The organism is Ammonifex thiophilus (genome assembly GCF_003368535.1).
GTDB classification, from domain to species: Bacteria; Bacillota; Desulfotomaculia; order Desulfotomaculales; family Ammonificaceae; genus Ammonifex; species Ammonifex thiophilus.
On the sequence record NZ_QSLN01000001.1, the window covers coordinates 182,228 to 202,685 of the forward strand.

Here is a 20,458-nt window from a genome sequence, read left to right on the forward strand (position 1 = left end):
TCCGCTCGCCAATTACCCAAAAAAGGGGTAAGACACAACCGTTTGGGAAGGCATAAAGAGGCAGAACCGATGTTCCGGGAGATTGGTCCTGAAAGCCAGTGCAGCCTCCCCCCGCCAATTTTTTTGCCAGCACATACATAATACAAGAAGGAATTGGTCATTTGGTGTCGAATTAAAGGTGATCAGCTGAAGAATTAGCGGTAAATGTCGAAAAAGGGGGAGAGCGCAGTGGAACTCTTCGCTTCCCCGCTGCAGACGGCGCTTTTAAAGGCCCTGGACGCTGCTGCCTTGCGACAGCGGGTTATAGCGGACAACCTGGCCAACGTGGATACTCCCGGTTTCAAGAAGGGAGTGGTGCGCTTCGAGGAAGAGCTTAAGCGGGCCCTGAATGTTCCCTTGCCCCTGAAAACCACCGATCCCCGTCATTTCCCCTCCCCCGTTCCTCTAGAAGAAGTCTCGCCCCGGGTGGAACGCGACTACTTCACCAGCATGCGCGCCGACGGTAACAACGTGGATGTGGACGAGCAGATGGTCAACCTGCTGGTTAACGCCCTCTCCTACCACGCGCTGACCCAGGTAGTAGCTGGGCGCTATGCTTCCTGGCACTACGTCATAAACGGCGGCCGCTAAAGGGGGTGATGTAGGTGGCCTTTGTCGATCCCTTCCGGATAAGCGGCTCGGGTTTAACGGCCGAAAGGCTGCGCCTAGACCTGGTGGCCAACAACCTGGCCAACATCGATACCACCCGCACGCCGGCAAACGAGCCTTACCGGCGCCGCGTGCCTGTTTTCGCCCAGGTGCTGGAGGCGCGCAAAGAGGGGATGGTAGGGATGGGGGTGCGAGTGGTGGCGATAGTGGAGGACCAGAGCCCCTTCAAGGTGGTCTACGACCCCGGCCATCCTGATGCCGATCCCCGGGGCTACGTGCGCTATCCCAACGTCAACGTGGCCGACGAAGTGGTGGACATGATAGGGGCGGCCAGGGCTTACGAGGCCAACGCCACCGTGCTGGAGACGGCCAAGGAAATGGCCCGGCAGGCCATAGAGATAGGGCGAGCTTAAAGGAGGTACGAAGCCTTGCCGATCACTTCGATAACTTCCTCAACAGGAGCAGGTGCTTTGTCGGCCAGCGTCTCTCCCCGAGGTTCCTCCTTCTCCGATTATCTGAATCAGTTCCTGGATCGACTGGAAAAGGCTCAAGCCGAGGCTGACTCCGCTTTGCGCGACTTTCTCACGGGAAAAGCGGAGTTGCACACCGTCATGATCGCGGCCCAGGAAGCCCGCCTGTGGTTGGAGCTGACCGTGCAGCTGCGCAACAAGCTGGTGGAAGCCTACCAAGAGATATCGCGCATGCAAATCTAGGGGTGTAGGGGGAAAAGGTGGCGTTGGCTACAAAGCCAGTGTGGGAGCGCTGGAGGAACCGCTGGGCATCCTTTACCCCGGCCCAGCGCGTGGCCGTAGTGGTAGCCGGGGTGGCACTCGTCGCCTGCTGCGTCTTTCTCCCCCTTTACCTGGCGCAGCTCAACTACGCCCCTCTCTTCAGAGGGCTGCGCCCGGAAGATGCCGGAGCGGTGGTGCAGAAGCTGGAGGAGATGAAGGTTCCCTACCGGATGGCCGACGGCGGCACCGCCATCCTGGTACCCAAAGATCAGGTCTACAAAGTGCGGGCGGAGCTGGCGGCTAAAGGAGCTTTACCCGGGGCGGGCAAAGGTTTTGAGCTCTTTGACAAGACCAGGCTGGGGATAACCGACTTCGAGGAGCAGGTGAACTACCAGCGGGCCTTGCAGGAGGAGCTACGCCGCACCATCCTGCAGTTCGACGGGGTGGAGGATGCGCGGGTGCACCTGGTCCTGCCGCCGCGCAGCCCCTTCGTTACCGAGAAACCCAAGCCCTCGGCTTCAGTGGTGCTGAAGCTTAAGCCTTTGGAAAAGCTCAAGCCGGAACAGGTGGAGGGGATCGTGGCCCTGGTGAGCGGGGCGGTGCAGGGGCTCAAGCCCGAGGATGTCCGGGTAATCGACACGCGGGGAGAAGTGCTCACCCCGCCGGCTCAGGGCGGCGAGGTAGGGGCGATCAGGAACCAGCAGGAGCTCGTGCTGGCTTTCGAGCGGGAGCTCGAGCGGCGGGTGAGAAACTTGCTCGACCAGATCTTGGGCCCCGGCAAGGCGGCGGTGATGGTCAACGCCGACTTCGACTTCAGCCGGCAGGAAGTGGTCACCGTGCTACCCCAGGGCCAGGTGCCGGTGAGCGAGCGCACCCTAACCGAGCAAGGGGCGGCCCAGACGGCTCAAGGTACGGCGGGTATAGCTTCCCAGTATGTCGCTCCAGGGGCAGGAGGGCAGAACTACTCCAAGCAGGAGACCACGCGCAACTACCAGGTGGGGGAGGAGCGCAGAAAGGTCATAGAGGTGCCAGGAAGGCTCAGGCGCCTGACCGCCTCGGTGGTGGTGGACGGCAACTTGGATCCGGTTACCATGCAGAAGATCCAGAACCTGGTAGCCGGGGCTCTGGGCTACAACCCCCAGCGAGGGGACCAGATAACGGTGGACAGCTTCGCCTTCGACCGCACCTACCAGCGCCAGATGGAGGCGGAGATGGCCAAAGCGGAGGCCAAGGCCCGGCAGGAAGCGGCCAAGCGGCGGCTTTACACCTTGATAGGCGCTGGGGCGGGCGGGCTTCTGGGGCTGGTGCTGCTTCTTGTACTCCTAAGACGCCTGCGGCGAGCGCCCGAAGCGCCGGCGGTGGAAGAAGTAGTGCCGGTGGCCGTCACCGCTGTTCCGCCACCACCCCCGACCGACCAGAAGTTCGCCCAGGTAAAGGAGCTCACGGAAAAGCGGCCGGAAGAGGTGGCGGAGATCATCAAAGTCTGGCTTCGCTCGGAAGAGTGAGGGTGAGGGAAGGCTATGGCGCCGCAGCTTAACCTCAAGGGGCTACATAAAGCTGCCATACTGCTTTTGACCTTGGGCACCGATCTCTCGGCCAAAGTGCTGCGCCACGGCTTTTCCGAGGCGGAGATCGAGCAACTCACCTATACCATTTCCAACCTCGGCCGCGTTCCTCCCGAGGTGCGTGACGCCGTCCTGGAGGAGTTTTTAGAACTCCAGGAGGCGCGCACCCATATAATCCACGGCGGGGTGAAGAGGGCCAGGGAGATTCTGGAGAAGGCGGTGGGGCCGCACAAGGCCGAGGAAATCATAAGGAGGCTCACCCAGACGGCAGCCATCATTCCCTTCCGCTCTCTGCGCAAGGCCGACCCCAAGCACCTCTTCAACTTCCTGCGCAACGAGCATCCCCAGACTATTGCCCTGGTCCTTGCACACCTGGACCCGGCCCAGGCGGGGGCCATCCTCTCGGCCCTTCCACCGGAGCTAAGAGTGGACGTGGCCCGGCGCATCGCCACCATGGAGCGTACCTCCCCCGAAATCATAAGCGAAGTGCAGCGGGTGCTGGAGCAGAAGCTCACCACCGTCTTTGCTCCGGAGCAGTCGCAGGTGGGGGGAATAGAGTCGCTGGTTGCTATTCTCAACATGGTGGATCGGGCCACCGAGAAGAACCTTCTGGAGGAGCTGGAGGCCCGCGATCCAGCGCTGGCGGACGAGGTGCGGAAGCGGATGTTCGTCTTCGAGGACATCGTCAAGCTGGACGACATGTCCATCCAGCGGGTGCTGCGCGAAGTGAACATGAAGGACCTGGCGGTGGCCCTGCGGGGGGCCACGGAAGAAGTGAAGAACCGCATCTTCCGCAACCTCTCCCAGCGGGCGGGCAAAATGCTCAAGGACGAGCTGGAGTACATGGGACCGGTGCGCCTGCGCCAGGTGGAGGAGGCCCAGCAAAAGATAGTGAAGATCATCCGGGCCCTGGAGGAAGCGGGAGAGATAGTCATCGCAAGGGGTGGCGAGGATGCCCTGGTCTTGTAAGAGCTTGCGCGTTTTGCGGCGCTGGGAGAGTGGCCGGGTAAACTTACGTCCCCTTCCTCTCAAAGAACTCCCTCCTCCGGAAAGGGAGGAAGTTCGGGAGGAGCCCGAGCCCACTCCCTCGGAGGAAGAGGTCATAGCCTCTCTGCGGGCCGAAGCAGAAGCCCTGGTTTCCCAGGCGCGTGCGGAGGCCGAAAGGCTAAAAGCCGAAGCCGTGGCCGAGCTGGAGGCGGCCCGCCGGGAGGCCGGAAGGCTTGTCGAGCAGGCGCGCGAGGCGATAAGGGCCGCCGAAGAGGAGCGCCGCCGCTTGATGGCCGAGCTTGAGCCGGAGCTCGTTAACCTGGCGGTGACCATGGCCCGCCGCTTGGTGGCGGCCGAGCTCAAACTTAACCCGGAAGTAGTGCTGAATGTGGCCAAGGAGGCCCTTTCCCTGGTGCGCGACCGCCCCTACGTTCTCCTCCTGGTAAACCCCGAAGACCTGCCCCTTTGCCAGGCGAACCGCCAGAAGCTGGAAGTGCTTTTGCCGGAGGGGGCGGTCCTGCGCCTGCTTCCCGACCCCCGACTCGGTAGGGGGGAGTGCCAGGTGGAGACCGACCAGGGAGTGGTGGACGCGACTTTCAAGGCTCGTTGGGAGATTCTGCTAGAGAGTTTGAAGGAGTAGAGAGCGGTGAACCTAGGCATTTACCAGCGCCGGGTGGAAGAGGTCCCCACCCTCTGCCAGCAGGTGGGGGTGGTAAGCAAAGTGGTGGGGCTTACCCTGGAGGTCAAGGGGATAAAGCCCTTCGTGGGGGAGGTCTGCCTGGTGGAGGTCTCCCCCGGCAGGTACGTGGTGGCCGAGGCGGCCGGCTTCCGGGAAGATGTGGTGCTCCTTATGCCCTTCGGGGAGCTTACGGGAATAAGGCCCGGCTGCCGCGTCTACCCGCGCCGCCGCCCCTTTACCGTGCGCGTGGGGGAGCACCTCTTGGGCAGGGTGCTCAACGGCCTGGGGGAGCCCATCGATGGCAAGCCCCTTCCCTCTGGCATGCCGCTTCCGGTCAACAACCGCCCCCCTTCTCCTCTGACCCGGCGTCGCATCGAGGAGGTCTTCGTCACCGGCGTGCGGGCCATCGACGCCTTCACCACTTGTGGCCAAGGGCAGAGGATGGGGATCTTTGCCGGCAGCGGCGTGGGGAAGAGTACCCTTCTGGGCATGATTGCCCGCTTCAGCAGCGCCGACGTCAACGTCATCGCCTTGGTGGGGGAACGGGGGAGAGAAGTGCTGGAGTTCATCGAGAAGGACCTGGGAGAGGAGGGGCTGGCCAAGTCGGTAGTGGTAGTGGCCACCTCGGACGAGCCGGCGCTTTTGCGGCTACGGGCAGCCTTCGTGGCCACCACCATCGCGGAGTATTTCCGGGACACAGGGAGGCACGTCCTTTTACTCATGGACTCCCTCACCCGCTTCGCCCTCGCCCAGCGGGAAGTGGGGCTGGCGGTGGGAGAGCCGCCCACCACCCGGGGCTACACACCTTCGGTCTTCGCCTTGCTCCCCCGCCTCCTGGAACGGGCGGGCAATGCGGAGAAGGGCTCCATCACGGGTTTCTACACCGTCCTGGTGGAAGGGGACGACCTCAACGAGCCCATAACCGATGCCGCCCGCAGCATCCTGGACGGACACATAGTCTTAAGCCGGCAGCTAGCCCAGGCCAACCACTATCCGGCCATAGACGTGCTTGGTAGCGTCAGTCGGCTCATGAGCGCGGTGGTCACGCCGGAGCACCGGGAAGCGGCCGACCTTCTCCGGAGCCTGCTGGCCGCCTACCGGCAGAACGAGGATCTCATCAACATCGGCGCTTACGTATCTGGCTCCAACCCTACCGTGGATCGGGCCATTGCCCTCTACCCAGAACTCGTCGCCTTCCTCCGGCAAAAGCCGGAGGAACAGACCTCTTTCCCCGAATGCGTCGAGAGGCTTAAAGAGCTGGCGGAAAGGGGGAGGTAAAGCTTGGGGCGCTTCGTTTTCCGGCTGGAGGCCGTCTTGCGCTTGCGGGCGGCCAGAGAAGAAAGGGAGATTTTGGAACTGGCGCAGCTCAGGCGCCGGGCGCAGGAAGAGGAAGCTAGGTTTAGCCAGTTGATGGACCTCTACGAAGCTTCTCAGGAGGAAATGGGAGGAGATTGGTGGGAGCGGTGGCTGGGATCCTGCTACCGCGAGACCCTGCGCCGGGAGGTGCGCCGGGCCGCCCAGGCCGTAGCGGAGGCCCGGCACGCTGAGGAGCGGCAGCGGGAAAACGTGCTTTCGGCCCGCAAGGAGCGGCTGACGGTGGAAAAGCTCAAGGAGCACCGCTACGCCGCCTTCCTGGCGGAGGAGAGGTTAAAAGAAAGCCGCTTGCTGGACGAGGTCAGCTGCCTCTCCTTCAACCATCGCTTGCAAGAAGAAAGGAGGTGAACAAAATGGCTACACCGCCCGTGGCGTCCGGTGTCTTTCCGGGGTCGGGCCTTGCTTTTCCCCTTCCGGCCGGGGGCAAGGGCGAAGAGGACTTCGCCTCTCTGCTCTCCCTCCTGATGGCCCTCTTCCTTTCGGGTTGGCCGGCGGTGAACCCCCAGCCCGAAGGGGCGGTGCCGGGCGGGGGAAGTAGCTCCATCCCCGGCAAGGAGGCGGGAGCAGAACCTACCCCAAGCCTCTCGAACGCCACTTTGCCGGAGTCGCCAGCGGAACCGCTCGGGGAAGGAAGGCCAGGGCCCTACATTCCCGGCTCTTCCCTGAAGGGTGTGCTGCAAAACTTTTGGATGCGACAGAACTATTTGCCGGAAAAGCCCCCGGTGAATACGCTTGGGTTTTCTGCCAGCCAGTTCCCGGCTCCCGATCGTCCCTTGCCGCCTGAAGCCGCCACCGCACCGGTTCTGCAGCTCCTAGATTCCCAGACCGCGCCGCTTAAATCCGATAGCCCCGCCCCCTTCAGCTGGCCCGGCCTTCAGCCGGAAGAAACCTGCGCCGCCCCTCCGGCGTCTCCTTCCCCGGTGGCAGAGGGTGAGAAGGGGACCCAAGATCTACCGGGGGCCGTGAAGGAAGTGGGGCGGGCGGAAGAAAGGCTTAGCTCTTTTGCTGAGCTTCCCACTTTAAGCGGCGAAGTGGGAAAAATGGTGTCGGACAAGCCCTGCGGACTTCACCAGCTTCCTCAGAGGCTCACCCAGGAGATAGTGGCCCATGTTACCTCCTGGCGGCGGGAAGGGGAGACCTTACGCCTGGAACTCAAGCTGGAGCCCCCGGAGCTCGGACGGATCGTGGCGCACCTCACCTTCGCGGAGGGAAACCTCAAGCTTCGCTTCTGGGCGCCGGAGGCGGAGATAAAGGAGATCATCCTGCACACTCTGCCGGAGCTTCAGCAGCAGCTTACGCGGGTGGGAGTGGAGCTGGGCGAGGTGGCGGTGCTGGTGGGAACAGGTGGCGGAGATCTGCCACGGGAGGGGAGCGAGCCCCGTCCACGGGCTTTTCCCTCCGGCTCGGTGGCCCGGCGGGAGAAAGAGCAGGATAAAGGGCTCAGTTACTGGGCTTAAGAAAGGAGGCGATGGTGTGGATGTGAGCACCCTCATGGTTCCTGCGGCAAGCGCGGGCACGGCAAGCACGGCCGAGGCGACAAGTTCCCTTTTTCGCTGGAGCAAGGACACCTTCCTCAAGATCCTGGTGGCCCAGCTTAGCCACCCTGACCCCTTTTCGCCCCCCAAGCCGGAAAACATCATTGCCGAGATGTCCAACCTGGCCCTTTTGGAGCAAATGATGCGCTTGACCTCCAGCCTGGACAGCTTCAGCAGGTGGCTGGAGCTGGGTCAGGGAGCCAGCCTGGTCGGGAAGAAGGTGACGGTGGACGCGGGCGGGTCGGCGGTGACGGGAACGGTGGAAAAGGTCCGTCTGGAGGACGGGAAGATTCGCCTGGTGGTCGACGGCCAGGAGTATCCCCTGGCGGCGGTCAAGGAAGTCTGGTGAAAGGGAGGGATTTAAAGTGCTGCGTTCGCTTTTCTCCGGCGTTTCCGGGCTGAGAGTGCACCAGATCCGCATGGACGTCATTGCCAACAATATCGCCAACGTCAACACCACGGGCTTCAAGGCGGCCAGGGCCGACTTTCAGGATATTCTTTCCCAGACCCTGGGGCGCTCGGCGGTCAATACCACCCAGGTGGGCCTGGGCGTGAGCTTAGCGGCCATCGACAACATCATGACCCAGGGGGCGCTCCAGGCCACCGGCCGGGCCTTGGACCTAGCCATTGAAGGGAACGGGTTTTTTGTGGTCAAGCCGGTCGATAGTAGTGGCAGCTCTGTTAACCACCCATTATACACACGTGACGGCACTTTTTACATAGATAAAAGTGGCTACATAGTCAATGCTCAAGGATATAGGTTGCAATCTACAAATAACGCGGATATTCAAATCGCTGACCCAGATAAGATTGTTAGCATTAGTATAGGTTCTGACGGTGTAATATCGGTAGTAAAAAGTGATGGTACAAAAAATACATACAACATTGGGCTAGTTACCTTTAAAAACCCGGAAAGCCTTCAGCGAGTGGGAGCTAATATATGGGACGTAACGCCTAACGTCACTGATCCTGATACTCCTACTCCAGGGACGCCGGGAACGGACGGCCGTGGGTATATCCGCTCCGGTTTCCTGGAGATGTCCAACGTGGACCTGGCGCAGGAGTTCACCAACATGATCATCACCCAGCGGGGCTACCAGGCCAACGCCCGGGTGATCACCACTTCCGACGAGCTCCTGCGGGAGCTGGTAGATCTCAAGCGCTAAACGTGGGTGAGAAATTTGGCGGAGAAGGGTAAAAAGAGCAAGCTGGGTCTGGTCCTTCTCCTGGTCCTGGCGCTGGCGGGGCTAACCGGGGGAGGGGTCTTTCTGGGAGTGAAGCTGGCCGGGGGGAAAAAGCCCGCCCAGCCGCCTCCCCCGCCCCCGCTCAAGACCGTGTCGCTCGACAGCATCGTGGTCAACTTGGCGGACGGCGACACCAACCACTACCTGCGGGTGACGGTGGTGCTGGCCGTTCCCGCCGAGGAGAAGGTGGCCAAGGAAGTCGAGGCCAAGAAGGTGGAGCTCAGGGATCTCATAATCCAGTTCTTGCGACACAAGACCTTTGCTGAGGTAATGAAGCCCGACTACCCGACCAAGCTCAAGGAGGAGCTCAAGCAGAAGATCAACGCTTACCTGGGCGGGGACAAGGTGAAGGAGATCTACTTCACCGAGTACCTGGCCCAATAGGGGGCAGAGCATGCAGACCAAGATCTCTAAGGTGGTCTTTTCTCCCTTCCCGGCGGAGAAGGCGTGGGAGACGAGGGCTACCACGGCTTTAGAGCTCCTGTACGGAGTCAGCCTGGAGGTGACGGCGCTTTTGGGGGAGGCCACCCTCACCGTGCGGGAGCTTCTGGAGCTGCGGGAAGGTTCAGTTATACGCCTGGACCGGGTGGCGGGGGAGGCGGTGGACCTGCTGCTCGACGGGCAGAAGTTTGGGCGCGGGGAGGTCATGGTCCTGAACGAGCGCTTCGTGGTGCGGGTGTTGCAGGTGTTTCCTCCCCAGGAGCCCAAGGCCGAAGGCGGGGAGGAGAAGGGTGGATAGGGAGCTTTTGTGGGCTTTGCTCAAGCTCATAATCTTCCTCCCTCTGGTGCTGGGGCTGCTTTACCTGACGCTGCGCCACGGCCTGGGGCGTCGCCTCCTTCCCGGCCGGGGGCAGCACCTGGAGGTAGTGGAGCAGATACCTCTAGGACCCAAGGCGGTTCTGAGCCTGGTGCGGGTGGGGGAGCGCTATTATCTCATCGGGCACGGCGAGGGGGCAGTCACCCTGCTCAAGGAACTGGAGGGGAAGTTCGCGGCGGCGCCGGTGGAGCCCTTCCCCTCCTTGGTCAATCACTGGCTGAGGCGTCTCCAGGAGGGGAAGAGGCGTGCCTCCGATTAGCATCAGCATCGGCGGGACGGGCAATCCCGCCCAGGTGATCGATGCGGTAAAAATACTGCTCCTGCTCACCGTGCTCTCCCTGGTGCCGGCCATCCTCATCCTGATGACCTCTTTTACCCGCATCGTGGTCGTGCTTTCGCTTCTGCGCAGCGCTTTGGGCACCCATCAGGCCCCTCCCAACCAGGTGTTGGTGGGGTTGGCCCTTTTCCTCACCGTCTTCATCATGGCCCCGGTTTACGAGCGCATAAACCAGGAGGCGGTTAAACCTTACTTGGCCAACCAGATAACCCGCCAGGAGGCGCAGGCAAGGGGGCTTAGGCCCTTGAAGGAGTTTATGCTCCGGCAGGTGCGGGAAAAGGATCTGGCTCTGTTCGTGAACTTGGCCCACATTCCCCAACCGGTCAACAAAGAGGAACTCCCCTTGCGGGTGATAATCCCCGCCTTCCTCATAAGCGAGCTCAAGACGGCCTTCGCCATGGGCTTCCTCCTCTACCTGCCCTTCCTGGTGATCGACATGGTGGTGGCCAGCGTGCTCATGTCCATGGGCATGTTCATGCTGCCGCCCGTGATGATTTCTCTTCCGTTCAAGCTCCTGCTCTTCGTACTGGTGGACGGCTGGTACCTGGTGGTCAAGTCCCTGGTAGAAAGCTTCCATTGAGGGGGTAAAGCCGCATGTCGCAGGCCATGGCCCTTGATCTGGTAACCAAGGCCCTTCTCCTGGTCCTGCTCCTGGCGGGACCGGCCCTTCTGGTCAGCGCCTTGGTGGGGCTGGTGGTGGGCATCCTCCAGGCCACCACCCAGATCCAGGACCAGATGATCTCCTTTGTGCCTAAGATCGTGGCCGTGTTCCTCACCTTGGCCCTCTGCTTTCCCCTCTTCCTGCGGTTGATGATCAGCTTCACTCAAGAGATCATGGCCCGCTTCGCCGGGATAACGGGAGGGTGAAGAGCTGTGCCGGAGGCCCTAGCCAAGCTTTGTCTCCTCTACCTCCTGGTCTGGGCCCGCCTTTTGGGGTTCACTTTGGCCTTCCCTCCTCTGGCCCTGCCCGGTCTGCCGGCGCTCTGGCGTTTGGGAGTGGCTGCGAGCCTTTCCCTCTTCGTCACCCCCCTTCTGCCGCCGGATCGCCCCTTCCCGGGTGGGGCGTGGGAGTGGGCCCTGACCTGGACGGGGGAGTTCGCTTTGGGCCTGGGGATGGGCTTCGTGGCCGGGCTCGTCTTCCAGGCCCTGCGGGTTGCCGGCCAGCTCATGGGGCTACAGATGGGCTTCGGCATGGCGGAGCTTCTGACCCTGGGGGGCGTACCGGAGACCATGTTGGCGGAATTTCTCTTCCTTCTGGGGACGGTTCTCTTCTTTACCACCGACGCCTACCAGTACCTGATCGGAGCCCTGGTGCAGAGCTACGAGGTACTGCCCTTGGGGGGTGCGGTGGTTAAAGGGGAGGCGGTTTGGCTTGCGGTGAAGCTCGTGGGGGGGATGCTGGCGACAGCTTTGCAGCTGGCGGCACCCGTGCTGGCAGTGACGGTGCTCATAGACGCCTCCTTGGGTTTGCTCGTGCGCATGGTGCCCCAGATTAACGTCTTCATGCTCGGCTTCCCCCTCAAGATCGGAGCTTCCCTTTTGCTCCTCGGGCTGCTGGCCACCACGCTCGGCACGGTCATAGGGAGGCTCTTGCAGGAAGTGGCGCACGACTTGTTGTTGCTCACCAGGGGGTTGAGCTAGGATGTCTCTTTTCGGGCCGGGGCAGGAGAAGACCGAACCGGCAACACCCCGAAGACTGGAGGAGGCGCGGCGCAAGGGGCAGGTGGCCCGCTCGGCCGAGCTTTCAGGCGCTTTAGCCTGCCTGGCGCTGGTCTTCGTCTGCTACCTCTTGAAAGGGCGGGCGCTTTTAACCCTGACCCGGGGGATGTGCCATTCCCTTTCCTTCCTGGCGGGGGACCTTACCCCTGTTTCGGCCGCCGCGGCTTTGAACTTCTGGGGCAAGATCCTGCTTGAGCTCCTGGCCCCCTTCTTTTTAACGGCCCTGGTGCTGGCCATAGGGGTGAACCTGGCGCAGGTGGGCTTCGTCTTCTCCCCTTCGGTCCTGCTCCCCAAGCTCGACCGGATAAGTGTTACCCGGGGGTTGGGTCGGATCTTCTCCCTGCAGGGGTTGGTAGAGCTCGGCAAGGCCTTTTTCAAGCTGGTGATTGTGGGTGGTGTAGCCTTGTTCGTCGTCCGGCAGGAGGTCCCGCGTCTCTTCCTGCTCTTGGAGATGCCACCTCTGGCCGGTTTCACCCTGGTGGCGGGAATCCTTCTGCGCCTGGGTGTGACGGTGGGCCTGGCCTATTTGGCCCTGGGCCTTCTGGACTTCTTTTACCAGCGGAACCGCTACCGAAAGGAGCTCATGATGACTAAGGCCGAGCTCAAGGAGGAGCTAAAGCAGACGGAGGGAGACCCCCTGGTGAAGGGCTGGATCCGGCGCCGGCTGCGCCAGGTTTCGCTCAACCGCATTCGCCAGGAAGTCCCCAAAGCCACGGTGGTGGTGACCAACCCCTTGCACTTGGCGGTGGCCCTAAAATACGAGCCCCCCATGAACGCGCCCAAGGTAGTGGCTAAAGGGGCGGGATTCCTGGCGCAAAAGATAAAGGAAATCGCCTGTGCCAACGGCGTGCCGGTGGTAGAGAACCCGCCGGTGGCCCAGTTCCTCTACCGGCGGGTGGAGGTGGGGCAGGAGATCCCGCCCGCCCTTTACCAGGCGGTGGCGGAGATCATCGCCATGGTCTATCGCCTGCGGCGCCAAGCAAGCGGAGGTTCAAGGTAGATGCTCGGGATTCTTTCGGCTTTGGACAGAGTTTTTAGCCGTTACGGAGATCTGGTGGTCGCCGGCTTGGTGGTGGGGTTGGTGCTGCTCATCATTGTCCCCCTACCGCCGGTGGTTCTCGACTTTTTGCTCCTCACCAACCTGGCCCTGAGCCTGGTGATCCTGCTGGTCACTCTTTTCACCGTGGAGCCCTTGCAGTTTTCGGTCTTCCCCACGGTTCTGCTGGTGCTTACCCTTTTTCGGCTGGCTCTGGAGGTGGCGGCTACCCGGCTCATCCTGGGCCAGGCTTCCGCCGGGGCGGTTATCCACGCCTTCGGCAGCTTCGTGGTGGGCGGCAGCTATGTGGTAGGCTTCGTCATCTTCCTCATCATCACCGTGGTTCAGTTTGTGGTGATCACCAACGGGGCCAACCGGGTGGCGGAAGTAGCTGCTCGCTTCTGCCTGGACTCTCTGCCGGGCAAACAGATGGCCATCGACGGGGACTTCAACGCCGGCCTCATAACCGAGGCGGAGGCCAGGGAGAGAAGGCGGCGGTTGCAGCGCGAGGCCGACTTCTTCGGGGCTATGGACGGCGCGGCTAAGTTCGTGCGGGGAGACGCCATCGCCAGCCTGGTGATCATCCTCATCAACATCCTGGGGGGTTTCGCCGTGGGGATGGTGCTCAAGGGCATGGACCTCACCACCGCCCTGCGCACCTATACTCTCCTCACCATAGGCGAGGGTCTGGTCACCCAGATCCCCGCCCTTCTGGTTTCCACCTCTGCCGGCGTGCTGGTCACCCGCTCGGGGGCCGAGGCCGCCTTTGGCCGGGAGTTCCCTCGCCAGCTGGCCGCCTTTCCCCGCATTCTCTTCGTGGCGGCGGCTATCTTCTTCCTGTTGGGCCTGGTGCCCGGGCTGCCGCACTTGCTGTTGCTGAGCATCGGCGGGGCCACGGGTGCGCTGGGGTACTTCCTGGAGGAGGAGCGGAAAAAACAGGTTAAAGCCGCTGCCCCCCCTGCTCCTCCCAAGGAGAAGCGGACGGAGCCGGAAAATGTGCTCACCTACTTCCAAGTGGAGCCCTTGGAGATAGAGCTGGGCTACGGGTTGGTGCCCCTGGCCCAGGAGGAGCAGGGCGGGGACCTCTTGGCCCGGGTGGCGGCGGTCAGGCGGCAGTGTGCGGCGGAGCTGGGCATTTACGTGCGCCCCATCCGGATAAGGGACAACCTGCAGCTCCCTCCCAACGTCTACCTCTTCCGGCTGCGAGGTGTCGAAGCGGCACGGGGGGAGCTCATGCCGGGCTACTACCTGGCCGTGAGCCCCATGGGAGAGGCCAGACTGGAAGGGATTGCTACTAAGGAGCCGGTCTTCGGCCTGCCGGCCTGGTGGATAAGCCCGGCGGACAAGGAAAGGGCGGAGGCAGCGGGCTTCACCGTGGTGGAGCCTTCGGCGGTGCTGGCCACCCACCTTTCCGAGTTCATCAAGCAAAACGCCCCTCTACTTTTGGGCCGGCAGGAGACCCGCGAACTGCTCGACGCGATAAAAGAGAAGTACCCCGCTCTGGTGGAGGAGTTGGTTCCGGGGCTCTTGGGCTTGGGGGAGGTGCAAAAGGTGCTACAAGGGCTTCTGGAAGAGCGGGTGCCGATAAAGGACCTGGTGAGTATCCTGGAGGCGCTGGCCGACGCGGCCCGGGTCAGCCGCGATCCCGATTTCTTGCTGGAGCAGGCACGCGCGGCTTTATCGCGGGTGATAACCCAGCAGTACGCCCGGGACAACAAACTTTCGGTCTTGACCTTGCACCCGCGCTGGGAAGAGAGGCTTTCCCGAGCTAAGGAGGAAGGCAAGGTGCTCGAACCCCGGGAGGTGCAGCGTCTGCTGGAGAAGGTAGGGCAGGCGGTAGAGGGAGCTCTGCGCCGGGGTGTCGCTCCCGTCATCCTCTGCGCCCCCGGGGCGCGCCTCCTGCTGCGGCGGCTGATAGCGGCCAAGTTCCCGCAGGTGGCAGTCATCTCTTACCGGGAGGTTTGGCCGCAGGTGGCGGTAGAGGCAGTGGGGACGGTGGACTGGAATGCGGGTTAAAAAATACCGGGTGCGCGACATGCAGGAAGCTTTAAACCTTATTAGGCGCGACTTGGGGCCGGACGCGGTGATCATCTCCACGCGCCGGGTGCGGGGCTTGCCCCGCTTCTGGGAGAGCAGTCTTGAGGTGGTGGCGGCGGTGGACGACCGGCAGCCGCCGCCTTCCCTGGAAAGCCGGCTGGAGAGGGAACTGCAGGAGGTCAAGAGCTTAATCCACCGCTTGGCCAGGCTCGGCCGCAACGGGGAGGACGACCATCTTCCTCCTCAGGTCAGGCGCTGGCAGGAGTGCCTCGCCGCTTTGGAGGTGGAGGACGAGCTCATAGGGCTCATCCTGCAGCGGCTGGAGGGAGCCGGGGACGAGGTGATGGCGCTGGAGGAGCGCATCATGGATCTGGTGGCCCCGCTTTACTCTCGGGCGGAGGTGGCGCGGGTCTTCGCCCTGGTAGGTCCCACGGGGGTGGGGAAGACCACTACCCTGGCCAAGCTGGCGGCGCGCCTCAGTCTTTACCAGCACCGCCGCGTCGTCCTGATCACCATCGACACCTACCGCATAGGGGCGGTGGAGCAGCTGCGCACTTACGCGGAGGTTATGGGGGTGCCCTTCGGGGTGGCCATGACCCCTGCGGAGCTGCGAACTATCTTGGAGCGGTACCCGGAGGCCGATCACTTCCTGGTGGACACCGTGGGGCGCCCCGGGCGCAGGTGGGAGGAGATAGCGGAGCTCAAAGAGTTCCTGGCGGTTTTGCCCCCTCCCAGGGACGTGGGACTGGTTTTGAGCCTCAATACCCGCTACCGGGACTTGGTGCGAACGGCAGAGGCCTTCCGCGGGCTTGACCCCAACCTGTTGATCTTCACCAAGCTCGACGAAACCGACTCCTGGGGGCCGATGCTCAACCTGGTTTACCGACTGAAGCTGCCCGCCCTTTACGTTACCACGGGTCAGAGCGTTCCGGACGACATTGAGCACCTGAGCCCCCGCCGGCTGGCTCGGCTCCTCATCGAGGGAGGAGAGCGGCATGTACGACCAGGCGCACAGGCTTAAGATGCTGGTGAGGCAAAAGACAACTCCTGGGTCCCGCGTGCTGGCCATCACTTCCGGTAAGGGGGGAGTGGGGAAAACCAGCCTGGCGGTGAACCTTAGTATCCTGCTGGCGCGGCGGGGTAGACGGGTTATCCTCTTCGACGCCGATCTAGGCCTGGCCAACGCCGAGGTCTTGCTGGGGGTAACCCCTGCCTGCACCCTTTTCGACTACCTCTACCGGGGGAGGAGGATAGAGGAGCTCATAAGCGCCGGCCCGGGCGGGGTCAAGTTCATCTCCGGGGGATCGGGGGTGGAGGAGCTGGCGCGGCTGGACGAGCGGGGGCGGGCGCGCCTCCTGGCCTTGCTCCCTTACCTGCAGGAGCAGGCCGACTTCCTCCTGGTGGACACCGGTGCGGGCATAGCCGAAGGGGTGCTGGGATTCGTGGCGGCGGCGGAAGAGGTTCTGCTGGTGCTCACCCCCGAGCCCACTTCCCTCACCGACGCCTACGCCCTGCTCAAGGTGCTGCACCGGCGGAAGATCCATCCTCGGACCTTTCTGGTGGTCAACCGGGCCGGGGGAGCGAAGGAGGCGGAGCAGACGAGCCTGCGCCTGCGGGCCGCCTGCCGGCGCTTTCTGGGCTGGGAGCCCACCTACCTGGGATTTTTACCCGAGGACAGGGGGATGGTGCAGGCGGCCAAGGAGCAAAAGCCCCTGGTGCTACACTTCCCCTTCTCTCCTGCCGCCAGGCAACTGGAGAAGATAGCCGATGAGCTGGAGGGTAAAAGAATTTCGGGCAAAGGGGTGGAGCGGTTCTTTCACCGCCTGGCCCGACTGTTTTTCGGCTAACCAGGAAGCGAGGAGGGAAAATTAGAGCTTATGAACGCGAAATTGCCGGAATTGGCGGTGAGTCAGCGCATCCAGGTCGCCCGGGAGGAGAGCGAAGAGTATTACGTCTCCACCGTAGAGGACATCACCGACGACGCCATCTTCATCGCCCTCCCCTACCGCCAGCGCCATCCCCTGCTGCTAGAGGCGGGGGATCGGGTGAAGGTGCTCTTCCCCGGGGAGAACGAGTGCTTCTGGTTCTCCACGGTGGTCAAATCCCGGCTGGAGGAAGGAAAAGTCATTCTTTACGCCCTGGCCCTGCCTTCCACCATCAAGCGCGTCCAGCGGCGCCGGGATGTCAGGCTTTACGAGACCATGCAGGTCTTTTTCGCCCCTTACCGGGAGGGGGAGGAGCCGGATTTCAAGCCCACGCTGGCGCTGGATCTCAGCGCGGGAGGAATAAGAATAGCTTCGCCCCGGCCCTACGAGCCGGGGACCGTTCTGTGGATAAAATTCAGCCTGCCCCTGCGCAACGAGGAATTCACCCTGGCTACGCCGGCGCGGGTGGTGCGCTGCGAGCCGGTGGTGCTGGAGGGGAAGAAGCTTTACCACCTGGGCCTGGAGTTTCTTAACCTTTCGCGCAGCCAGAAAGACAAGATCTTCAGCTACGTGTTCTGGCGGATGATGGAGCAGCGGCGGCTAAGGTGAAGGGGGTATTTGCTTTGGCCATCGATCAGGCCTGGCGGGCCTACAAGCAGAAGGGGGACGCTACCAGCAGGGAGGAGTTGGTAAGGCGCTACCTTCCCCTGGTGAGGTACCTGGTGGGCCGACTGGCGGTGCGGCTCCCGCCTTGGGTCTCACTGGAGGACATAGAGGGGGCGGGCATCCTGGGGCTGCTTTCTGCCATGGAGCGCTACGACCCTTCCCAGGGGGTGGAGTTCGAGTCCTACGCCCGCTACCGCATCTGGGGGGCCATGCTGGACGAGGTGCGGCGCTGGGCTCGCTTTTCCCGGCGCACTTGGCAGCAGATGCAGGCGGTGCTCAGGGTGCAGGAGCGCTGGGAGCGGGAGAAGGGCTGCCGGCCCACAGCCCATGACGTGGCCCAGGAGCTGGGCTGGGAGCCGGCGCAGGTGGACCGGCTGGGCCGTTACTTCGCCGCCTTCAACTCCTTTTCTCTGGAGGAAACCCGGTCGACAGAGGGGCGCTCCCCTTGGGAGGAGTTCTTGGCCGATCCCGCCGGTAACGACCCGCTGGAGGAGCTCCTGGAGAGGGAGGACCTAGAGCACCTGGCGGAGGCGATAGGGCGCCTGGAGGAGCGCCTACAACTCATCCTAGCCCTCTACTATCAGGAAGGGCTTACCCTCAAGGAGATAGGCGAGGTGCTGGGGATCTCTGAGTCGCGCGTTTGCCAGCTCCACTCCCGGGCTTTGGCCAAGCTTAGGGAAATACTGGCGGAAGAAAGGAGGAAGGGGAGAAGTTGACCTTGGCCGCCGGCATACTGGGCTTCCTTTTAGGGATCTGCCTTACGGTGCTGGCCGGGATTATCTTCTGGCGGCGGCGCCAGGGCATCTTCCAACGGGTGCTGGAGGAGCTCTCCCTGGAAGACTTGGATTGGGAGTCGCGCCTGGCCAACCTGGAAAACCGCCTTTATTCCCTGGCCCAGACCCTCCAAGAAATTAAGGAGCAGGGGCAGCGCCTGGAGCTGCTCCTGACCCAGAAGGAGAGCCGAAGGGAGGCGGGAAAGGAAGAGCTGGTCGAACTGGCCCGCAGGTGGGGGAAAACCAAGGGAGAAGTGGAGCTCATGCTGCGTTTAGGTCGCCTGAGGGAGGGAAGAACGCATGATAAGGGGCATCTACATAGCGGCTTCGGGGCTGAACCTGCAGCAGGCGCTGCTGGACGTGACGGCCAACAACTTAGCCAACCTTTCCACGCCCGGCTTTAAGCAAGACCGGTTGACGGCCACCACTTTCTCAGAGGTTCTGCTTTACCGCCTGGAACGCGAGGGAACCGCACCCATCGGCACCACCAACTACGGCGCTCTGCCCGAGAACTCCTGGACCGACTTTTCGCAAGGGGCCCTTGTGGAGACGGGCAATTACCGGGACGTGGCTCTGGCCGGTGAGGGCTTCCTGGTGGCCACAGTCGGCGGGGAGGAGCTTTACTTCCGCAGCGGCACCCTCTTCGTCGACCGGGAGGGGTACCTGACGACGGCTACCGGCGACCGGGTCTTGGGGGAGGACAGGAGACCCATCCAGGTGGGAGAAGAGCCCTTCACCATCCTGCCCGACGGCACGGTGGAGGTGGCCGGCAAGGTGGCGGGGCGTCTGCTGGTGGTGCGGGTGATAAACCCCCAGCAGCAGGAGGGAAGGCTCCCGATTTGGGACAGCGGAATCCTGGGCAAGGAGGGTAGGAACTACTACCGGCTGATGCCGGGCTACAACGCGGTCCCGGCCACCGGCACCCTGGTACGGCAGGGGTGGCTAGAGGCGGCCAACGTAGACTTGGCCGGGGAGATGAGCCGGCTTTGTACCTGCCTCCGAGCCTATCAGCTCGCCAGCCGGGCGCTAAAAACCCACGACGAGCTTTTGAACCGCATAATAAACCAGACGGCCAAAAGTGTGTAAAAAGGCCTTAGGGGGCTAGAACTTGGCTTCGCAAGAGCTTTCGGCCAAAAGCACTAACGAGATTTACGTGGGCATCGCCGATCTCAAGGTCGGGCATGCGCCTCTTGTACTCATCACCCTGGGTCTAGGCTCCTGCGTGGGGGTGGCCCTTTACGACCCGGTGAGGAAAATAGGGGGCCTTCTGCACGTCATGCTTCCCCGCTCGACCGAGTTCAGCCGCAACTCCCACCCGGCCAAGTTCGCCGACACGGGAGTTCCCCTCTTGCTGGCCGAGGTCTTGAAGCTGGGGGCAGACAAGCGCGTGCTGGAGGCCAAGATAGCCGGGGGAGCCCAGATGTTCGAGGGGATGGTCAACATAGGCGAGCGCAACGTGGAAGCGGTGAAAGAGGCTCTGGCCGCTCTAGGCCTGCGGCTGGTGGCGGAAGACGTAGGGGGTAATCGGGGAAGGACTATGATTCTTGACACCTCCACAGGTAAGGTGATCATCAAGACTCTGGGGAGTTCGCCGAAGGAGCTGTAAGGAGGCGTGGATTTCTACACCTTTCGCGCAAAAGTTAAAGAGCAACTGGGGTTCGACCTGGGCAGCTACAAGGAAAACCAGCTGAGAAGACGCCTGGAGGCTTTCATGCTCCGGCAGGGGGTTGCCTCCTACGAGGAGTACCTGGAAAGGCTCAAGCGTGACCCTAAAAGCCTGCAGGAGCTGGTGGCTTACCTCACCATAAGCGTTACCGAGTTCTTTCGCGACCCGCATCTTTTCAAGTTGCTGGAGGACAAGGTGCTGCCGGAACTTTTACAGGAGCGGTTTCTGCTCAAAGTCTGGAGCGCGGCCTGCGCCAACGGAGCAGAGCCTTACTCGGTGGTGATGATTTTGGAAGACCTCACGCCGGGAAGACGCCACCGGATAGAGGCCACCGACGTCAATCCCCGGATCCTGGCCGTGGCCCGCGAGGGGGTTTACTCCGCCGAGTTGCTGCGCCACGTCGATTCCAGGCGCCTGGCCAAGTACTTCACCCCGCTCGACGGGCGCTACGCCTTCCGGCCGGAGTACCGTTCCCGGGTGCTCTTCCGGCAGCACGACCTCCTGCGCGACCCTTACGGGCAGGAATACGATCTCATCCTGTGCCGCAACGTCCTCATCTATTTCACTAAGGAGGCGCAGGATCGGGTGCTCGCCGGCTTCCAGCGTGCTCTGCGCCCGGGTGGCTACCTTTTCTTGGGAGGGAGCGAAACCATCCTCAACTACCGGGAGATGGGCTTTGAGCGGCGCTTTCCCTCTATCTACCAGAAGATTAGTTAGAA

27 protein-coding genes are annotated in these 20,458 nt (G+C 62.6%); all 27 read left to right on the forward strand.

Going from position 1 to position 20,458, the window contains the following annotated elements:
• The first annotated feature begins 228 nt into the window (after window positions 1–228).
• The 27 genes from flgB to DXX99_RS01190 are packed head-to-tail and all read left to right on the forward strand — an operon-like array spanning window position 229 to window position 20,456.
• The gene (gene flgB / locus DXX99_RS01060; RefSeq protein WP_115791662.1) at window positions 229–630 is read left to right on the forward strand and encodes a flagellar basal body rod protein FlgB; all 402 of its coding nucleotides are present in this window, start codon (window positions 229–231) and stop codon (window positions 628–630) included.
• 14 nt (window positions 631–644) lie between these two features.
• Window positions 645–1,061 carry a flagellar basal body rod protein FlgC gene (gene flgC, locus DXX99_RS01065; RefSeq protein WP_115791663.1) on the forward strand — a complete coding sequence of 139 codons (417 nt, stop codon included), beginning with the start codon at window positions 645–647 and terminating at the stop codon, window positions 1,059–1,061.
• A gap of 15 nt (window positions 1,062–1,076) precedes the next feature.
• Window positions 1,077–1,361: a flagellar hook-basal body complex protein FliE gene (fliE, locus tag DXX99_RS01070; protein ID WP_115791664.1), complete on the forward strand. Its 285-nt coding sequence runs from the start codon at window positions 1,077–1,079 to the stop codon at window positions 1,359–1,361.
• 17 nt (window positions 1,362–1,378) lie between these two features.
• Window positions 1,379–2,884 (forward strand): flagellar basal-body MS-ring/collar protein FliF, encoded by a 1,506-nt coding sequence (gene fliF, locus DXX99_RS01075; RefSeq protein ID WP_115791665.1) that lies wholly within the window; start codon window positions 1,379–1,381, stop codon window positions 2,882–2,884.
• Between the two features lie 15 nt (window positions 2,885–2,899).
• Window positions 2,900–3,913: a flagellar motor switch protein FliG gene (gene fliG, locus DXX99_RS01080; protein ID WP_115791666.1), complete on the forward strand. Its 1,014-nt coding sequence runs from the start codon at window positions 2,900–2,902 to the stop codon at window positions 3,911–3,913.
• Window positions 3,897–4,571 carry a FliH/SctL family protein gene (locus DXX99_RS01085; protein ID WP_115791667.1) on the forward strand — a complete coding sequence of 225 codons (675 nt, stop codon included), beginning with the start codon at window positions 3,897–3,899 and terminating at the stop codon, window positions 4,569–4,571. The genes fliG and DXX99_RS01085 overlap by 17 nt, the downstream gene beginning before the upstream one ends.
• Window positions 4,572–4,577: 6 nt before the next feature.
• Window positions 4,578–5,888, forward strand: a complete 1,311-nt coding sequence (gene fliI, locus DXX99_RS01090; protein WP_115791668.1) for a flagellar protein export ATPase FliI — start codon at window positions 4,578–4,580, stop codon at window positions 5,886–5,888.
• Window positions 5,889–5,891: 3 nt separating this feature from the next.
• Complete coding sequence (locus DXX99_RS01095; protein ID WP_115791669.1) at window positions 5,892–6,332, forward strand: flagellar export protein FliJ; 441 nt, start codon at window positions 5,892–5,894, stop codon at window positions 6,330–6,332.
• Between the two features lie 5 nt (window positions 6,333–6,337).
• Window positions 6,338–7,441, forward strand: coding sequence for a flagellar hook-length control protein FliK (locus DXX99_RS01100; RefSeq protein ID WP_115791670.1), 1,104 nt, complete (start codon window positions 6,338–6,340; stop codon window positions 7,439–7,441).
• A gap of 16 nt (window positions 7,442–7,457) precedes the next feature.
• Window positions 7,458–7,868, forward strand: coding sequence for a flagellar hook capping FlgD N-terminal domain-containing protein (locus DXX99_RS01105; protein ID WP_115791671.1), 411 nt, complete (start codon window positions 7,458–7,460; stop codon window positions 7,866–7,868).
• 16 nt (window positions 7,869–7,884) lie between these two features.
• Window positions 7,885–8,685, forward strand: coding sequence for a flagellar hook-basal body complex protein (locus tag DXX99_RS01110; RefSeq protein WP_115791672.1), 801 nt, complete (start codon window positions 7,885–7,887; stop codon window positions 8,683–8,685).
• A gap of 15 nt (window positions 8,686–8,700) precedes the next feature.
• Window positions 8,701–9,147 carry a flagellar basal body-associated FliL family protein gene (locus DXX99_RS01115; RefSeq protein WP_165847641.1) on the forward strand — a complete coding sequence of 149 codons (447 nt, stop codon included), beginning with the start codon at window positions 8,701–8,703 and terminating at the stop codon, window positions 9,145–9,147.
• A 10-nt stretch (window positions 9,148–9,157) separates the two neighbouring features.
• Entirely contained in the window at window positions 9,158–9,502 is a 345-nt protein-coding gene (locus DXX99_RS01120) for a FliM/FliN family flagellar motor switch protein (RefSeq protein ID WP_115791674.1), read from the forward strand.
• On the forward strand, window positions 9,495–9,839 hold the full coding sequence (gene fliO / locus DXX99_RS01125; RefSeq protein ID WP_115791675.1) for a flagellar biosynthetic protein FliO: 345 nt from the start codon (window positions 9,495–9,497) through the stop codon (window positions 9,837–9,839). The genes DXX99_RS01120 and fliO overlap by 8 nt, the downstream gene beginning before the upstream one ends.
• Window positions 9,826–10,497, forward strand: coding sequence for a flagellar type III secretion system pore protein FliP (gene fliP / locus DXX99_RS01130; protein WP_115791676.1), 672 nt, complete (start codon window positions 9,826–9,828; stop codon window positions 10,495–10,497). Before fliO ends, fliP begins: the two co-directional genes overlap by 14 nt.
• Window positions 10,498–10,511: 14 nt before the next feature.
• A complete protein-coding gene (locus tag DXX99_RS01135; RefSeq protein ID WP_115791677.1) occupies window positions 10,512–10,784 on the forward strand; it encodes a flagellar biosynthetic protein FliQ in 273 nt (90 codons plus the stop codon).
• A 6-nt stretch (window positions 10,785–10,790) separates the two neighbouring features.
• Entirely contained in the window at window positions 10,791–11,558 is a 768-nt protein-coding gene (locus tag DXX99_RS01140; protein WP_115791678.1) for a flagellar biosynthetic protein FliR, read from the forward strand.
• Window position 11,559: 1 nt separating this feature from the next.
• On the forward strand, window positions 11,560–12,636 hold the full coding sequence (flhB, locus tag DXX99_RS01145; protein WP_115791679.1) for a flagellar biosynthesis protein FlhB: 1,077 nt from the start codon (window positions 11,560–11,562) through the stop codon (window positions 12,634–12,636).
• Window positions 12,637–14,688 (forward strand): flagellar biosynthesis protein FlhA, encoded by a 2,052-nt coding sequence (gene flhA / locus DXX99_RS01150; RefSeq protein ID WP_115791680.1) that lies wholly within the window; start codon window positions 12,637–12,639, stop codon window positions 14,686–14,688.
• On the forward strand, window positions 14,678–15,730 hold the full coding sequence (locus DXX99_RS01155) for a flagellar biosynthesis protein FlhF (protein WP_115791681.1): 1,053 nt from the start codon (window positions 14,678–14,680) through the stop codon (window positions 15,728–15,730). Before flhA ends, DXX99_RS01155 begins: the two co-directional genes overlap by 11 nt.
• Window positions 15,705–16,556 carry a MinD/ParA family protein gene (locus DXX99_RS01160; RefSeq protein WP_115791682.1) on the forward strand — a complete coding sequence of 284 codons (852 nt, stop codon included), beginning with the start codon at window positions 15,705–15,707 and terminating at the stop codon, window positions 16,554–16,556. The genes DXX99_RS01155 and DXX99_RS01160 overlap by 26 nt, the downstream gene beginning before the upstream one ends.
• A gap of 30 nt (window positions 16,557–16,586) precedes the next feature.
• Window positions 16,587–17,243, forward strand: a complete 657-nt coding sequence (locus tag DXX99_RS01165) for a flagellar brake protein (RefSeq protein ID WP_115791683.1) — start codon at window positions 16,587–16,589, stop codon at window positions 17,241–17,243.
• 14 nt (window positions 17,244–17,257) lie between these two features.
• Window positions 17,258–18,016: a sigma-70 family RNA polymerase sigma factor gene (locus DXX99_RS01170; RefSeq protein WP_165847642.1), complete on the forward strand. Its 759-nt coding sequence runs from the start codon at window positions 17,258–17,260 to the stop codon at window positions 18,014–18,016.
• Window positions 18,013–18,477 carry a hypothetical protein gene (locus DXX99_RS01175; RefSeq protein ID WP_115791685.1) on the forward strand — a complete coding sequence of 155 codons (465 nt, stop codon included), beginning with the start codon at window positions 18,013–18,015 and terminating at the stop codon, window positions 18,475–18,477. Before DXX99_RS01170 ends, DXX99_RS01175 begins: the two co-directional genes overlap by 4 nt.
• A complete protein-coding gene (locus tag DXX99_RS01180) occupies window positions 18,374–19,159 on the forward strand; it encodes a flagellar hook-basal body protein (RefSeq protein WP_115791686.1) in 786 nt (261 codons plus the stop codon). Before DXX99_RS01175 ends, DXX99_RS01180 begins: the two co-directional genes overlap by 104 nt.
• A 22-nt stretch (window positions 19,160–19,181) precedes the next feature.
• The gene (locus DXX99_RS01185; RefSeq protein WP_115791687.1) at window positions 19,182–19,679 is read left to right on the forward strand and encodes a chemotaxis protein CheD; all 498 of its coding nucleotides are present in this window, start codon (window positions 19,182–19,184) and stop codon (window positions 19,677–19,679) included.
• Window positions 19,680–19,685: 6 nt separating this feature from the next.
• The gene (locus DXX99_RS01190; protein WP_115791688.1) at window positions 19,686–20,456 is read left to right on the forward strand and encodes a CheR family methyltransferase; all 771 of its coding nucleotides are present in this window, start codon (window positions 19,686–19,688) and stop codon (window positions 20,454–20,456) included.
• Window positions 20,457–20,458: the final 2 nt, after the last annotated feature.